The organism is Bifidobacterium sp. LH_730 (assembly GCF_056355835.1).
This window is the reverse complement of record NZ_JBKETB010000002.1, coordinates 424,695-439,743: the sequence shown is the minus strand read 5'-3', so window position 1 is coordinate 439,743 and position 15,049 is coordinate 424,695. Positions and strand designations below refer to the sequence as shown.

Annotated in this window: 17 protein-coding genes and 2 tRNA genes; 11 read left to right on the top strand and 8 right to left on the bottom strand. The window is 64.5% G+C overall.

The genetic code is table 11. The annotated features are described in order from the left end of the window. Window positions 1–33: 33 nt before the first annotated feature. The 3 genes from AC1AUD_RS04630 to coaD are packed head-to-tail and all read right to left on the bottom strand — an operon-like array spanning window position 34 to window position 1,900. Window positions 34–627 (bottom strand): YceD family protein, encoded by a 594-nt coding sequence (locus tag AC1AUD_RS04630; RefSeq protein WP_476572582.1) that lies wholly within the window; start codon window positions 625–627, stop codon window positions 34–36. Beyond that, window positions 627–1,409 (bottom strand): ATP synthase subunit B family protein, encoded by a 783-nt coding sequence (locus tag AC1AUD_RS04625; protein WP_476572518.1) that lies wholly within the window; start codon window positions 1,407–1,409, stop codon window positions 627–629. Before AC1AUD_RS04625 ends, AC1AUD_RS04630 begins: the two co-directional genes overlap by 1 nt. Beyond that, complete coding sequence (gene coaD / locus AC1AUD_RS04620; RefSeq protein ID WP_476572516.1) at window positions 1,406–1,900, bottom strand: pantetheine-phosphate adenylyltransferase; 495 nt, start codon at window positions 1,898–1,900, stop codon at window positions 1,406–1,408. Before coaD ends, AC1AUD_RS04625 begins: the two co-directional genes overlap by 4 nt. Before the next feature lie 74 nt (window positions 1,901–1,974). On the opposite strand from coaD, the gene AC1AUD_RS04615 reads away from it, so the two are divergent. After that, a complete protein-coding gene (locus AC1AUD_RS04615) occupies window positions 1,975–2,262 on the top strand; it encodes a DUF3039 domain-containing protein (protein ID WP_476572514.1) in 288 nt (95 codons plus the stop codon). A gap of 238 nt (window positions 2,263–2,500) precedes the next feature. Here the strand turns inward: AC1AUD_RS04615 and AC1AUD_RS04610 are convergent, their stop codons facing one another. Next, window positions 2,501–3,511: an aldo/keto reductase gene (locus AC1AUD_RS04610; RefSeq protein ID WP_476572581.1), complete on the bottom strand. Its 1,011-nt coding sequence runs from the start codon at window positions 3,509–3,511 to the stop codon at window positions 2,501–2,503. Window positions 3,512–3,624: 113 nt separating this feature from the next. Between AC1AUD_RS04610 and AC1AUD_RS04605 the strand changes: the two genes are divergently transcribed. Next, a complete protein-coding gene (locus AC1AUD_RS04605) occupies window positions 3,625–4,071 on the top strand; it encodes a MerR family transcriptional regulator (RefSeq protein ID WP_476572512.1) in 447 nt (148 codons plus the stop codon). A 134-nt stretch (window positions 4,072–4,205) separates the two neighbouring features. Here the strand turns inward: AC1AUD_RS04605 and AC1AUD_RS04600 are convergent, their stop codons facing one another. Next, entirely contained in the window at window positions 4,206–5,528 is a 1,323-nt protein-coding gene (locus AC1AUD_RS04600) for a nicotinate phosphoribosyltransferase (protein ID WP_476572580.1), read from the bottom strand. A 72-nt stretch (window positions 5,529–5,600) separates the two neighbouring features. On the opposite strand from AC1AUD_RS04600, the gene AC1AUD_RS04595 reads away from it, so the two are divergent. From AC1AUD_RS04595 to AC1AUD_RS04585, 3 genes are all read left to right on the top strand, one after another. Beyond that, the gene (locus AC1AUD_RS04595; protein WP_476572510.1) at window positions 5,601–6,233 is read left to right on the top strand and encodes a Pr6Pr family membrane protein; all 633 of its coding nucleotides are present in this window, start codon (window positions 5,601–5,603) and stop codon (window positions 6,231–6,233) included. A gap of 29 nt (window positions 6,234–6,262) precedes the next feature. Next, entirely contained in the window at window positions 6,263–7,027 is a 765-nt protein-coding gene (gene rph / locus AC1AUD_RS04590) for a ribonuclease PH (protein WP_476572508.1), read from the top strand. A gap of 203 nt (window positions 7,028–7,230) precedes the next feature. Beyond that, the gene (locus AC1AUD_RS04585) at window positions 7,231–7,905 is read left to right on the top strand and encodes a non-canonical purine NTP pyrophosphatase (protein ID WP_476572506.1); all 675 of its coding nucleotides are present in this window, start codon (window positions 7,231–7,233) and stop codon (window positions 7,903–7,905) included. Window positions 7,906–8,102: 197 nt separating this feature from the next. On the opposite strand, the gene AC1AUD_RS04580 is transcribed toward AC1AUD_RS04585, so the two are convergent. From AC1AUD_RS04580 to AC1AUD_RS04570, 3 genes are all read right to left on the bottom strand, one after another. After that, entirely contained in the window at window positions 8,103–9,107 is a 1,005-nt protein-coding gene (locus tag AC1AUD_RS04580) for an AEC family transporter (protein WP_476572504.1), read from the bottom strand. A 27-nt stretch (window positions 9,108–9,134) separates the two neighbouring features. After that, window positions 9,135–9,219, bottom strand: a tRNA-Leu gene (locus tag AC1AUD_RS04575). Window positions 9,220–9,285: 66 nt separating this feature from the next. Further along, window positions 9,286–9,361: transfer RNA gene (locus AC1AUD_RS04570), tRNA-Thr, on the bottom strand. A gap of 219 nt (window positions 9,362–9,580) precedes the next feature. Here AC1AUD_RS04570 and pgi point away from each other — a divergent pair. From pgi to lepB, 6 genes are all read left to right on the top strand, one after another. Continuing rightward, a complete protein-coding gene (gene pgi, locus AC1AUD_RS04565; RefSeq protein ID WP_476572502.1) occupies window positions 9,581–11,278 on the top strand; it encodes a glucose-6-phosphate isomerase in 1,698 nt (565 codons plus the stop codon). Window positions 11,279–11,439: 161 nt separating this feature from the next. After that, window positions 11,440–12,357: a DUF362 domain-containing protein gene (locus AC1AUD_RS04560; protein ID WP_476572500.1), complete on the top strand. Its 918-nt coding sequence runs from the start codon at window positions 11,440–11,442 to the stop codon at window positions 12,355–12,357. Window positions 12,358–12,419: 62 nt separating this feature from the next. Beyond that, window positions 12,420–13,010 carry an ECF transporter S component gene (locus AC1AUD_RS04555; RefSeq protein ID WP_476572498.1) on the top strand — a complete coding sequence of 197 codons (591 nt, stop codon included), beginning with the start codon at window positions 12,420–12,422 and terminating at the stop codon, window positions 13,008–13,010. Next, window positions 13,007–13,489, top strand: a complete 483-nt coding sequence (locus tag AC1AUD_RS04550) for a DUF1893 domain-containing protein (RefSeq protein WP_476572496.1) — start codon at window positions 13,007–13,009, stop codon at window positions 13,487–13,489. The genes AC1AUD_RS04555 and AC1AUD_RS04550 overlap by 4 nt, the downstream gene beginning before the upstream one ends. 208 nt (window positions 13,490–13,697) lie before the next feature. Next, window positions 13,698–14,072 carry a 50S ribosomal protein L19 gene (gene rplS / locus AC1AUD_RS04545; RefSeq protein WP_476572494.1) on the top strand — a complete coding sequence of 125 codons (375 nt, stop codon included), beginning with the start codon at window positions 13,698–13,700 and terminating at the stop codon, window positions 14,070–14,072. 170 nt (window positions 14,073–14,242) lie between these two features. Next, window positions 14,243–15,037, top strand: a complete 795-nt coding sequence (gene lepB / locus AC1AUD_RS04540) for a signal peptidase I (protein WP_476572493.1) — start codon at window positions 14,243–14,245, stop codon at window positions 15,035–15,037. The last annotated feature ends 12 nt before the right edge of the window (window positions 15,038–15,049 follow it).

Below are 15,049 nucleotides of genomic sequence, written 5' to 3'. Positions count from 1 at the left end.
AGCGCACCCGGGGTACAAACCGGGCGTGGCGCGTCAGTCGGCCTGCTGCTCGAGCTGCTTCTTGAGATCGGCCAGCGCCGCGAAGCGGATGTCAGTGACCTCGTGATGATGGTCGGGATGCTCGTTGAGATCCACGCCGCACTGCGAGCACAGGCCTTGGCAGTCCTCGCTGCACAGCGGTTGCAGCGGCAGCGCCTCCACCAGGGTGTCGCGCAGCAGCGCCTCGAGATCGGCCCATGCGCCGTCGGCGAGCAGCGGGTAGATGTCCTCCGCCTCCTCCTCACCGGCGACGATGTCCACCTCGCCGTTCCTGCCCTTCGCATCCTCGCCCGACTCATAGGGCATGAACGTGGTCACATCCACGCCCCAATCGCGTTCGATGGGCTTGAGGCACCGGGTGCATTCGGCCTTGACCGGCGCGGTGACACGCGCGGAGAACACCAGTCCGTCCACAATCGAGTCGAAGGAGCCGGACACATGCACCGGGGCTCCCTCCTTGACGCCGACGATCTCATCGCCGATGCCGCTGGGCGCCGGGAAATCCGCGTCGATCTGCTTGCTTTGGCCGGGGCGGGACGCTACCTGCGCCACCGGCACCGCCCATGGGGAATCCTCGGGACGAGACATCATCGCACCTCCGTCTGATTGTCGTCGTCAAGGCGCGGCAGTTGTTCTCCCGCCGTGCGCTGACGTTCGTAGAGCACATTGAGGCCTGCCGAGACATCCTGCCCCAGCTTGCCCAGCTGCTGCTGCAGCCCTTCCATCAAGGTCACGCAATACCGGTCCGCGCCCTGGGTGAGGTGGTCGGCCTTCGCCTGCGCCTGATCGAGGATCGCGCGCGCCTTCTGGCGGGCCAGCTCGGTCACGTTCTCCTGCCCGGCGAGGAACTGGGCCTGTTCGTTGGCGTCGCGCACCATATCGGCCGCGCGGCTCTGCGCGGAGGCGACGATGGCGTTGGCCTGCGTCTGCGCGCTTTCCAAGCGGCGCTCCGCCTCGCGCATCAGCGCCGAGGCGCGCTCCAGCTGCACCGGCAGCATGCGCTTGAGCTCGTCGAGATCGGCGGCGAAGGACTCGCGGTCCACCTTCACCTGGCCCGGCGTGAACAAGCCCGCCTTGGCCTCGTCGAGGGTCTCCTCGAGCTTGTCGATGATGTCGTAGACCGTCGTGAACTCCTCGCGGCTTTTGGCCTCGGCCGCTTCGTCGACGGACGATCCGTCGAGTGTGGAACGCAGGTCCGGCAGCGCGTCGATCGGGAAGGTCGGTTTGGCCTGCGTCTCTTCGGCGGCCGCGGATTGCGGCTGCGGCGTGGTGTCCGCCGGTGCCGGCGCCTCGGCCGTGGCCCCCTCGCCGCCGTCCCCGGGCGCGGACGACACGGGCACATATCCGGTCTTGTCTTCGATATCCATCATCGGCTCTTTTCTTCAGTGAGGGCATCGGCCAGCATCGGCACGACGCAATCGGGGACCATGCCGGTCACATCGCCGCCGTGGCGCGCCACATCCTTGACGATGGAGCTGGAAATATGCTCCATCACCGGATCGGCGGGCAGGAACAGCGTCTCGACGCCCGCGAGCTTGCGGTTGACCAGTGCCATCCCCAGCTCGGCCTCGTAGTCGCCGTTCTGCCGCAGTCCCTTGACGATGACCGTGGCGCCCACGCGCCTGCAGTAATCGGTGATCAAACCGTCGGTCGACGTGACTTTGACCTGGGGATAGCCGTCCTTATCGAGCGCGCGGCGGATCACCTCGACGCGCGTGGTCTCCGGGAAGAGCGGCGTCTTCGCGGCGTTGACGGCCACGACCACATGCACCTCGTCGAAGAAGTGGGCGCTGCGCTCGATCACATCCAAATGCCCGGCGGTCACGGGATCGTACGATCCTGGGCACACTGCGATAGTCATATCCCCAAGACTACCGCGCCGCGCCTATTATTGGAGGCAGTGACATCCGCACGAGGCCTTGAGGAGGCGGCGATATGGCTTGGTTCAACCAGAGCGACCCGATGGAGAGCGATCCCGAGGGCGGTGCCGGCACGGCGGTGCTGGAGCGCCCCGAGGTCCAGGAGGACACGCGCCGGGCGGACGACGGGGACGCGGACCGTTACGCGCATTACGTCTCCAAGGACCGCATCGCCGAATCGAGGGCGACCGGGCGGCCCGTCGTGGCGTTGTGCGGCAAGGTGTGGGTGCCCAAGCGCGACCCCTCGAAATATCCGGTGTGCCCGGATTGCAAGCGCATCTATGACGAGATGCGTGGATGGTGAGGGCGACCGGCGTGCGCCGGACGTTGATTGAAATTAGTTAATTCCCGTGACCGGCGTTGGCCGGGATATGGGGCATCGGACACACTCCAGGCCGTTCGGCCAAGCCTACGGTCCAATGCCCCATATCCCGGCCAACGCCTCGTTGCGTGATTTTTCTTGCTTTGTTTGAGTTGCGCTGTGCGTAGCGTGGCGCAGAGAGCGTGTGGAGCTACGCACAGCGGGGTGGGAAGGGGAAGGGTCAGCGCTGGCTGATCTCGTCGATGCGGGCGAGCTCGTCCTCGGTGAAGGTGGTGTTCTTGAGGGCGCCGATGTTGTCGAGGATCTGCTGGGGCTTGGAGGCTCCGGCGAGCACGCTGGTCACCACGCCGTCGTGCAGCAGCCAGGCCAGGCTCATCTCGGCCAGGCTCTGGCCGCGCTGGGCGGCGAGGTCGTTGAGATCCACGATCTGCTGGTGCAGCTTGTCGGTGAGTGCGTCCTCGGTGAGGAATCGCGGATCGTGGGCGATGCGGCTGTCGGCCGGGATGCCGTTGAGATAACGGTTCGTCAGCAGGCCCTGCGCGAGCGGGCAGAAGGTGATCAGGCCCTTGCCCAGGCGCTTGGCTGTGTCCTTGAGGCCGTTGGTCTCGACCGTGCGGTCGAGGATGTTGTATTTGTTCTGGTTGATCACGAAGGGCACTTTGAGCTCGTCGAGGATCGCCGCGGCCTTCGCCATCGTCTCGCCGTCATAATTCGACAGGCCCACGTAGAGCGCCTTGCCGGACCGCACGATGCTTGCCAGCGCGCCCATCGTCTCCTCGAGCGGCGTCTCGGGGTCCGGGCGGTGGTGGTAGAAGATGTCCACATAGTCGAGGCCCAGGCGCTCCAGGCTCTGGTCGAGGCTGGCGGTCAGGTATTTGCGAGAGCCGCCGTCGCCGTAGGGACCGGCCCACATCTCATAGCCGGCCTTGGTTGAGATGATGAGTTCGTCGCGGTGCGCCTTGAAATACTTGTCGAGCAGCAGACCGCAGTTGAACTCGGCCTGGCCGGGCTCCGGGCCGTAGTTGTTGGCCAGGTCGAAGTGCGTGATGCCGTTGTCGAAGGCCGTGAAGACCAGCTGCTTCATCTGCTCGAAGGGCGTCACATCGCCGAAGTTGTGCCAGAATCCGAGGCTGATCGCCGGCAGCTTGAGGCCGGAGTCGCCGCAGCGGTTGTAGGTCATCGAGTTATAGCGCGTCGTCGCCGGTTCATAGATGGCGGTGGGTTCGAACATCATTGCTCCTTTGAATGTGTATTGCTTCGAACGAATCCATGCTCCATGGTCCTCGCTCAAGTATGCTTGAACGCAAGCGCCGGCGTGTCCGGATGGAAAGGAAGGTCGGGGATATGGCAGCACAGGATGACGGGAACGGAACCTGGACGATACGTGAGGTGGCGCGCATGTTCCACATGCAGCCCTCGACCCTGCGCTATTACGAGGACCAGGGGCTGCTGACCAATGTGGAGCGGGATGCGAATGGTCAGCGGAGGTATCGGCAGGGGCATATCAATCGGCTCGGGTCGATCTGCTGCTTCAAGCGCGCGGGCATGAGCATCGAGGAGCTCAAGCGTTTCTTCGCCTACGAAGGCAACGAGGACGAGCATATCGACGATATGCTCGAGCTGCTGGAGGAGCGGCGCGAGGCCATCGAGGAGCAGCGGGTCGCCATCGAGGAGGCGCGGCGACATATCCTGCGCAAACAGCATTTCTACCGCGACATCAAACGCAGCCTCGACGAAGGCGCCCCTTATCCCGATTGGAACGACTATCGGGATAAGGTATTCCGCTCGTAATAAGGGTCTTTACAGAACTGTTGTTTCAGTAGGCCGAACCGTTAAGGCCGAACCGTTAAGGCCGAACCTCAGTGGGGTTCGGCCAGGTGAGGGGAGCGGCTATGCCGCGACGGATTCCGACTGAGACGATGGTTCTACAGAACCGTAGTCTCAGTCGGAATCACCGGATCGCCGCGCATCAGCGACTGCGCCGTGATCGGCAGCTCGGCCAGCGCCTTGGCATGGTAGTCATGCGCGGCCATGATCGCGTCGTGGCCCTGCCAACGCGCGTCGATCCGGCCATGGTCGACGTATCCGACCAGCAGATCCTTCCATTCGGCATCCGGCTGGTATGCGGCAAGCTTCTCCTCGGAACCGGAGATGACATGCTCGGCTTCCGCGAGGTTGTATTCATAGGAGCGGTAGGCGAGCTTGCGGCCCGGGACGGTCGCCTTGTCCTTCGACTTCTTCATCACCGGCACCATCGTGCCGTCCGCGCCCTCGCGCTCGGTGAGTTTATAGACCATCGCGCAGGTCGGCGCGCCCGAGCCGGTGACCAGCATCGTGCCCACGCCATAGGAATCGACCGGCGCGGTCTGCAGCGCGGCGATCGCGTATTCGTCGAGGTCGTTGGTGACCGTGATCTTCGTGTTGGTCGCGCCCAGCGCGTCGAGCTGGTTGCGCACGCGCTGCGCCAACGAGGCGAGGTCGCCCGAATCGATGCGCACGCCGCCGAGCTCGGGGCCGGCCACCTCGACGGCCGTCTTCACGGCCTGCTCGATGTTATAGGTGTCGACCAGCAGCGTGGTGTTCCTGCCCAACGCGGCGATCTGCGATTCGAAGGCGTGGCGCTCGTCATCGTGCACCAGCGTGAAGCAGTGCGCGGCCGTGCCGATGGCCTTGAGACCATAAAGTTGCGCGGCCAGCAGATTCGCCGTGCCCTGGAAGCCGCCGACCACGGAGGCGCGGGCCGCGGCGACCGCCGCCCACTCGTTCGTGCGGCGCCCGCCCATATCCATGCACGGGCGGTCCTTGGCCGCCGAAACCATGCGGGAGGCGGCGGAGGCGACGGCGGAATCATAGTTGAGGATCGACAGGATCAGTGTCTCCAACAGCGTGCACTCGCCGAAGGTGCCCTCGACCTGCAATATCGGGGAATTCGGGAAGAACATCTCGCCCTCGCGGTAGCCCTTGATCGAACCGCTGAAATGGAAGTCCTCGAGCCACTTGATCGTCTCGGGGCTCACGACGTGCCGGTCGGAGAGGAACTTCAGGTCCTCGTCGTCCAAATGGAAATGCTCGAGCGCGTCGAGGATGCGCCCGGTGCCGGCCACCACGCCATATCGGCGCCCCTCCGGCAGATGGCGCGTGAACACCTCGAAGACGCAGCGGCGGTTGGCTGTGCCGTCCTTGAGGCAGGCGTCCAGCATCGTGTATTCGTACATGTCGGTCATCAGAGCCGGCGAATAATCCAACATGGGTCCTCCCATTCGCATGATGTCGAAGGTCAGTCTAACCCTTTCCGCGCGGCCGCGGCTAGACTGGTCCGCATGAAATACCTCGCTGGCGTCTTTCGACTTCTCATCGCCTTCTTCGCCTTGGCCGGCACGCACGAGACCTGGCTGTTGGGGCAGGTGAACAACCTCGCGTTCTTCACGCACCAGACCAACATCATGCTCGGGCTGGTGATGATATGGGCGGGCTTCGCCTCGCTGCTCGACGGCAGGCAGCCGCCGGCATGGCTCAAGGGATGTCTGACGCTCTACATCGCCATTACCGGGCTCGTGGCGTGGCTGGTGCTCGCGCCCGCCGTCATCGGCCCCGACACCGCGCGCGTGTTCGGCATCCCCTGCGTGTGGATGGTGCATATCATCGTGCCGATCATGGCTGGCATCGACTTCCTGCTGTTCGACCCGCACCGCCGGTTCCGCTGGCATTACACGCTGACCTGGCTGGCCTATTTCCCGTTCTACCTGGCCTTCGTGCTGATCCGCGCCGCGCTGTGGCCGCACGCCTATCTCGACGGCGACTCGCCCTATCCCTATCCCTTCGTCGACCTGGCGAAGCTGGGTTGGGCGCAGCTCGGCGTGAACATGGCGATCTATCTCGGCGTCTTCTTCGCGCTGGGCCTGGCGCTGTTCCTCATCGACCGGGTGCTGCCCAGGCGCGCGTTGCTGCGCTGAACCGCAGGTCAGCGTGTAGGCTGGGGCATATGGTTGAGATCAAGGATATGTTGGGCGAACACACCGTCATCCGCGCCGATGGGCGCAAGGTCGACGAGCTGCGCCCGGTTCGCATCACCCGTCATTTCACCGACGCCCCGGAGGGCTCGGTGCTCATCGAATGCGGCAACACGCGTGTCATGTGCACGGCTACGTTCACGGCCGGCGTGCCGCGCTGGCGCAAGGATTCGGGTCTGGGCTGGGTGACCGCGGAATACGCGATGCTGCCGCGCGCCACCTCCGAGCGCACCGACCGCGAGTCCGTGCGCGGCAAGATCGGCGGGCGCACGCATGAGATCTCGCGCCTGATCGGCCGCTGCCTGAGGGGCGTGGTCGATATGAAAGCCCTCGGCGAGAACCAGGTGCAGATCGACTGCGATGTGCTGCAGGCCGACGGCGGCACCCGCACCGCCTCCGTGACCGGCGCCTATGTGGCGCTGGTCGATGCGATGCGCTGGGCCGAGGAACACCGTCATATCAAGTCCGCCGAACGCGTGCTGCGCGACTGCGTGTCGGCCGTGTCGGTCGGCGTCATCAACGGCACGCCGATGCTGGACCTGCCGTATATCGAGGACAGCCAGGCCATGACCGATATGAATGTGGCGATGACCGGCTCCGGCGAGTTCATCGAGCTGCAGGGCACCGCCGAGCATCGGCCGTTCTCGCGCAAGGAGCTGAACGAACTGCTCGACCTCGCCGAGAAGGGCAACAAGGAGCTGCAGGCGGCCCAGCGCGCGGCGCTCGCCCTCGACTGACGCATCTTGGGACAAACTGTTGGTTGTTTTGGGCTTCTGTTGGTAGTTGTGCTGAGAAGCCCGTTGCGAGCCATTGTGTAAAATGGCGTTTTTCCAAGGTTTTGCTCGAAGACAGATCCGCGGTTGACGGCATCGGTTACCAACAGAAGCCTGAAACAACCAACAGTTTGCGTTTTGGACGCATTTTACCGGAAAGGAACCTCATGAAACTCGTCGTCGCCACGCATAACGAAGGCAAGCTGGTCGAGATCCGCCGCATCCTCGAGGAGGATCTTGGGGACGCGGCGTCGGCCATCGAACTGGTCTCCGCAGGCTCGCTGCAACTGCCCGACCCGGTGGAGACCGGCGTCACCTTCGAACAGAACGCGTTGCTCAAGGCAAGCGATGTGGCCCGTCGCACGGGGCTGCCGGCCGTCGCCGATGACTCCGGGCTCGTCGTGGACGTGATGGGCGGCGCGCCCGGCATCCTTTCGGCCCGCTGGGCCGGTCATCATGGCGACGATGCGGCGAACAACGCGTTGCTGCTCGCTCAGATCGAGGACATCCCCGACGACAAGCGGACCGCGCGCTTCCGTTGCGCCGCCGCGCTGGTCGTGCCCGGGCCCGTCGCCAATGCGGACGGGGAATTCCCGATTGCCGCGCGGACCGTGGAGACCGGCGAGATGCCCGGGCATATCCTCCGCGCTCCCCGCGGCGAGCATGGCTTCGGCTACGACCCGCTGTTCGTGCCCGACGACCAGCCGGCGCGCATCGCCGATGACCCGGCCGCCGAGCCGTTGACCAGCGCCGAGATGGAGCCGGCCGAAAAGAACGCGATCTCCCACCGAGGCAAGGCGTTGAAGGCCCTCGTGCCCGCGATCGAGGCCTGCATCGACTGATTTCGGGTTGCGTTTATGTGCGGAACGATGCTGTGGCTGCTCACAAACGTACGCTGGTCCGTTCCATCCGTACGATTCTGCGCAGATTGACGGTATGCCTGCTCATAAACGTATTCCTGGCGGCGCTCAGCGTACGTTTGTGAGCAGGCCCTTCATCTCAGTGCTCACAAACGTACGCAGGCGGCCGCATGCCAGACTCAGGCCACGGGGATCAGGATGTTGCCGGCCGTCATCAGGGCCAGCGACAGGAAACCGGTGCAGGCGAGGGTGAAGCCGGCGAGCTTGGCGTTGCCGAGCACGCGGTCGGTGTAGAGCACCGAGAACACGGCGCTCGGCGCCATGCAGGTGAGCACGACGGCCTTGCGCGTCAACGGGTCGAAGGGCAGCAGGAACCATGCCGCCAGACCGAGCAGCGTGATGAACACCAGCTTCCAGGCCACCACCTGCGCCACGTCGAGGGCGTCGCGCTTCGACGAGGGCATGTCCATCATCATGCCGACCATCAGCATCGAGCAGAACCCGTTCGCCTTCGACACCGGCTCGACGAAATCGCCGACGAACCCCGGAATCGACACGCCGGCGAGCATCAGCACGACCATGACCACATAGGTGTCGAAGGGCACCGAGGTCACGAAGCTTTTGATCACGGTGAGGATATGGGCGCGCAGCGCCAGCATCCGTGCCTGCCTGTCCTTCGGGCGGATGCGCGGCATCACCGGCGCGCCCTGGGCCTCCTCGGGTTTGAGCGGGCGGTCCTCGGGCACATGCAGCAGCGCGACGGTCAGCACATACATGCCGGCGCACACCATGATGGAGTTGCCGATGTCGAACATGATGACGCTGATCGCCGCCCCGCTTCCCATGATCGCGGTGACGACGGGCAGGCAGAAGTTGCCGACGTTGAGCCCGGAGCCGTTGAGCATGAGGAAGACGCGCCGCCCCACGCTCATGCGCCGCGAGCACAGGAACATGATGACGATCGGCAGCAGACAGGCGAAGAATCCGAAGAGGGAGACCAGCAGCATGCTGGGATCATGCGGGTTCGTGGCGAAGGAATGGATGATCGCGCAGGGCAGGGTCAGGTTGAACACCGCCGATTTGAGCACGTTGTAATCACGCTGGCCGAAGACCCGGTATCGCTTGAACAGATATCCGATGATGATGATCGCCAGCAGCGACAGGGGTTGGATAATCGCCGACATGGCTCTCTCTTCTCCTTGGGCGGCAAGTGGTGCGAGAGACGGGAATCGAACCCGCAAGACCGAAGTCACAGGAACCTAAATCCTGCGCGTCTACCAATTTCGCCACTCTCGCGTGGGCGCGCCGTGGGTATCGGGCGCCGATATACAAAACCCTAGGGCAGGGACTGCCCTAGGGGAATGGAGCCACTTGTCAGAATCGAACTGACGACCTGCTCATTACGAGTGAGCCGCTCTACCGACTGAGCTAAAGTGGCCTGTCACTGCGACATTCGCATGCCCGTGCACAAAAAGAAAAGTATAGGGCAAAGTGCGGATAAATCAAAACGGTGCGTCGCGTCGCGGTTGCCGTGCCGATTTTTGTTGGATTGTGTCCCCTTTTGTGAGTATCTTGTGAGGTGTACCGAGACGTTGCGGGTGGTGGTTCCGAGCCGTCCGCCGGCGGCGTTTCGACAGAGATGAAAGGAATGGAATCCATGGCCATCAATCCTCCTGTTGACGCGACCAAAACCCCGGAATGGGCGGCGCTGCAGAAGCATTTCGACGAGCTCAATGCCGAGGGCGTGTCCCTGAAGCAGTGGTTCGCCGATGACGCCGAGCGCGTCGAGAAGCTCTCCTTCGAGGCGGGCGATCTGCACTTCGACCTGTCCAAGAACCTCATCAAGCCCGAGACCCTGCAGCTGTTCGCGGACCTTGCCAAGGCCGTCAAGCTCGACGAGCGCACCAAGCAGATGTATTCCGGCGTGCATATCAACAACACCGAGGACCGCGCCGTGCTGCACACCGCGCTGCGCCGCCCGGAGACCGACAAGGGCAAGTTCATCGTCGACGGCCAGGACACCGTCGCCGATGTGCGCGAGGTGCTCGGCCGCATCTACGCCTTCGCCGACAAGGTCCGCTCCGGCGAGTGGGTCGGCGTGACCGGCAAGAAGATCGAGACCGTCGTCAACATCGGCATCGGCGGCTCCGACCTGGGCCCCGTCATGGTCTATGAGGCCCTGAAGCCCTATGCGGATGCCGGCATCTCCGCCCGCTACATCTCCAACATCGACCCCAATGACCTGGCCGAGAAGACCAAGGGCCTCGATCCGGAGACCACGCTGTTCATCATCGTCTCCAAGACCTTCACGACCCTCGAGACCCTGACCAACGCCCGCGAGGCGCGCACCTGGCTGCTCGAGGAGCTCAAGGCCAAGGGCGCCATCGATGGCTCCGACGCCTCCGTGGCCGACGCCGTGAAGAAGCACTTCGTCGCCGTCTCCACCAACCTGGAGAAGGTCGCCGAGTTCGGCATCGATCCGAACAACGCCTTCGGCTTCTGGAACTGGGTCGGCGGCCGCTACTCCGTCGATTCCGCCGTCGGCACCTCCCTGGCCGTCGTCTTCGGCCCGGCCCGCTTCGAGGAGTTCCTGCACGGCTTCCATGAGATCGACGAGTACTTCGAGAAGACCCCGTTCGAGAAGAACGTCGTCGTGCTCATGGGCATGCTGAACGTGTGGTATCGCAACTTCTTCAAGGTCGCCTCGCACGCCGTGCTGCCCTACGACCAGTATCTGCACCGCTTCCCGGCCTATCTGCAGCAGCTGACCATGGAGTCCAACGGCAAGTCCGTGCGTTGGGACGGCACCCCGGTCACCACCGAGACCGGCGAGATCTTCTGGGGCGAGCCCGGCACCAACGGCCAGCACGCCTTCTACCAGCTGATCCACCAGGGCACCCAGCTCATCCCGGCCGACTTCATCGCGTTCGTCAACACCCCGAACCCGACCAAGGACGGCGACCAGGATGTGCACGAGCTGTTCCTCGGCAACTATTTCGCGCAGACCAAGGCCCTCGCCTTCGGCAAGACCGCCGACGAGGTGCGCGCCGAGGGCACGCCGGAGGAGATCGTCCCCGCCCGCGTGTTCACCGGCAACAAGCCGACCACCTCGATCTTCGGCGTGGCGCTCACCCCGTTCGCCGTGGGCGAACTGATCGCGCTCTACGAGCACATCACCTTCGTCGAGGGCACCGTGTGGGGCCTGGACTCCTACGACCAGTGGGGCGTCGAGCTCGGCAAGCAGCTGGCCAAGCAGATCACCCCGGCCATCTCCCAGGATGACGAGGCCCTGGCCGCCCAGGATGCGTCCACGCAGTCCCTGATCAAGTTCTACCGCGCGAAGCGCGAGTTCTGATTGAGATCAGAGCGCTGGCGCTGAATCGCTGATTCTCGGGTCTCCCCGCCCTTGTGGCGGGGAGACCTTTGTTTATATCCGCATCCATATCCACACGGCGATGAGTGGGCGTCGCCGTATCATGGTTTCGATACCAAATCGCCCACGCAAGGAGGCCAGCCATGGCGGCAGTTCCCGGCTACGTCAACCATCGCACCGAATTCCCGATGGCGCCGAAGGTCTATTTCACCCGTGACATCAGCCCCGCCGGGCTCAAGCGCGTCTACGACGCCCTCGGCGCGCGGCCGCAGGGCAAGGTCGCCGTCAAGCTGAGCACCGGCGAAGGCGGCAACACCCATTATCTCGATCCGAATCTCATCAAGGATCTGGTGCACGAGCTCGACGGCACCATCGTCGAATGCAACACCGCCTACGCGGGCACCCGCGACACCAACGAGGCCCACTGGAAGACCATCGAGGAACACGGCTTCACCGCCATCGCCCCGGTCGACATCCAGGACGAGGAAGGCGAGATCACGCTGCCGGTCGAGGGCGGCAAGCGCATCACCGGAGACATCGTCGGCTCGCATTTCACCGATTACGACTACTACGCCGTGCTATCGCATTTCAAGGGACATGTGATGGGTGGCTTCGGCGGCGCGCTCAAGAACATTTCCATCGGCATCGCCTCGGCGAACGGCAAGAAGCGCCTGCATTCCGGGCAGGACGAGATCCTCGAGAAGCATTTCTCCGGTGACCACGACTCCTTCCTGGAGGCGATGGCCGAGGCCGCATGGGCGGTGACGACCAAGCTGAAGGGCGCCATGCTGTTCATCAATGTGATGAATCATCTGTCCGTGGACTGCGATTGCGATGGCAATCCGTCCGCTCCCGTCATGGCCGACATCGGCATCGCCGCCTCGCTTGATCCGGTGGCCGTCGACCAGGCCTGCGTCGATATGGTGTATGAGTCGCCCGACAACAACGCCCCGCTGATCGAGCGCATCGAAAGCCGCAATGGCATCCACACCATCGAGCATGCCGTCGAGATGCATGTCGGCAGTCGCAATTACCAGTTCATCGATCTCGACGCGCGCTGAGACGCCGCCGGGATATTTTCGAGCAAAACCCTGAGTTAAAAAGCCCTGAGAAGGAGTTTGATATGTCCGCTTCCGCGAATGCGCCTGTCGCGCTGATCTCCACCCGTGTGCGCACGCTGCCGAGCGTGCGCGTCCAGACCGCCGCCACGGCGCTGGCCGTCGTCGCGGCCGTCGCACTGCCGCAGTGCTTCCACGCGGTCGGCGCCGTGTCTGGTCTCGGCACCGCACTGGGCGAGACCTTCCTGCCGATGCATCTGCCGGTGTTGATGGTCGGTCTGCTGGCCGGTCCGTGGGCAGGCCTTGCCACCGGTGCGCTTGCCCCGGCCGTGAGCTTCGCGCTGTCGGGCATGCCGATGGCCGCGATGCTGCCGTTCATGATCATCGAGCTCGCCGGCTACGGATTGGTCGCCGGTCTGCTGCGCGGCACGGCCATGCCGACCATCGCCAAGGTGCTGGTCGCGCAGGTCGCCGGTCGCGTGGTGCGGGCCTTGGCCGTGCTGGTCGCAGTGTTCGCCCTGGGCAACAGCGCCGTGGCCGTCGCCTCGATCTGGATGAGCGTGGTCACCGGTCTGCCCGGTCTGATTTTGCAGTGGGCGCTGATTCCGCTGTTGGCGTATTGGATTGATTCCAAAACCCAGTCCCGTCGCGCATGAATGACGATCTGACTCGCGCGAAGGCCGTGCTGGCGGGCGATGACACGCTAGGCTGCGCGGCCGTGCGCGGCGGCGAGGCAAGCGATGGCGACACCGGGGAGAGCGGTACTGTGCTGACCGGCTCCGGCCGAGGCGTGCGCCCGCTGTTGCTGTGGCTTGCCGACGGCACGCGGCTCGACGGCTTCTCTGCCGCCGACCGCGTGGTCGGCAAAGCCGCCGCCCTGCTCTATGTCAAGCTCGGGGCGGTGGCCGTGCATGCCCGCACCATGAGCGAAGGCGGCTTGGAGGCATTGCGGGCCCACGGCATCGCCGCCAGCTACGACATCCTCGTCCCCATGATTCTCAACCGTGACCAAACCGGCATGTGCCCGATCGAGCGCTCGGTGCGCGACATCCCCGCCGATGCGGACGCCGCCGGCCTCGACGCCGCCGAAACCGCCATCCGCGCCGCCGTCGCCGAACTTATGCAAGGTCGTTGAGCTTTCCCGACCACGATCAGTCCCCGTGCTGGGATATGCTGTTGCTTTGCTGTGTCGGGACGGGCTGGCCGCATATCGGTCCGTCTCCCTTGGGTCCAGCCGGGCGGCGCGAGCCTGACTCCCGGCGGATCGGCAACGAACGACATCGCCAGCCGACAGGGCTGGCCCGAATGGTTGCGCCGATATGCGGCGGCGAACGAGGAACACCATGGCAAACGCTATTGACGCATTTGACGCCAAGCACATGAAGCCGGCCGAGGAGATCCCGGCCTTCCGTCCCGGCGACACCGTCGACGTGAACGTCAAGATCCAGGAGGGCAACAACTCCCGTATCCAGACCTTCACCGGCGTGGTCATCGCCCGCAAGGGCGCCGGCATCCACGAGACCTTCGTGGTGCGCAAGATCAGCTTCGGCACCGGTGTGGAGCGCCGCTTCCCGCTGCACTCCCCGGCGATCGATTCCATCAAGCTGGTGCGCAAGGGCCGTGTGCGCCGCGCCAAGCTCTACTACCTGCGCGCCCTGCGCGGCAAGGCCGCTCGCATCGTCGAGCGCCGTGACAACAGCGCCAAGGCCGAGGCCTGAGCGTAACGCTTGTGTCGCGAAAGACCCGGAGACCGCATGGTTCCCGGGTCCTTCCATATCCAGGCTCCTCGTCCATGCGGATGCGCGGCCGAGCCGGCTAAGATGGGCACCGGTCCGTCGACGACGACCATGAGGGCATATGCATTCATATTCCACACAGGGAGGCACGCATGCAGTCCGACGATACGTATGACGGCTTCGATCCGTCGTCCGATGCGTCCGAGGCCGCCGCGGCGCGCGACGCAAGGACCATGTCGGTGGCCGGACGCGGCGTCGATCCCGCCGAGCCGCACGACTCGGATGGCGGTCGGGCCGGCGGCGGGGCCGCGGACGGTTTCAGCTGGCGTGATTTCCTGATATGGGCGGGCGTGCCGGTCGTCGTCATCCTGCTGCTGCGCCTGTTCGTCTTCGGCTTTTACACGATTCCCTCCGGATCGATGCTCGACACCATCGAGATCGGCGACCGCGTCATCACCAGCAAGCTGACGCCACGGGTCTTCGATTTGGAACGCGGCGACGTCATCGTGTTCAAGGATCCCTCCAACTGGCTTGGCAACGAAGGCACGGATGCCTCGCGCACCGAGTTCCTGATCAAACGATTGATCGGTCTGCCCGGCGATGTCGTCGAATGCGCCGGCGACGGCCAGCCCGTCAAGGTCAATGGCGTCGCGGTCGACGAAAGCTCCTATATCCGCCCGGGTGTGGCTCCCAGCGCCTTCCCCTTCCGCGTCGAGGTCACCGAGGGGCATGTGTTCGTCATGGGCGACAACCGCGCCAACTCCGCCGATTCCAGATATCACCAGGACGACGGCCAGCATGGTCTGGTGCCGGTGGATGACGTCGTGGGCGTCGGATTCGCGCGTTTCTGGCCGCTTACGCGCGTCGGCGGGCTCGATGCCCATCATGAGGTCTTCGCGGACGTGCCGGGCGGCGCGTCATCGGCGGCCTCCGCCTCCAAGGACTGAAAGGACCCTCGC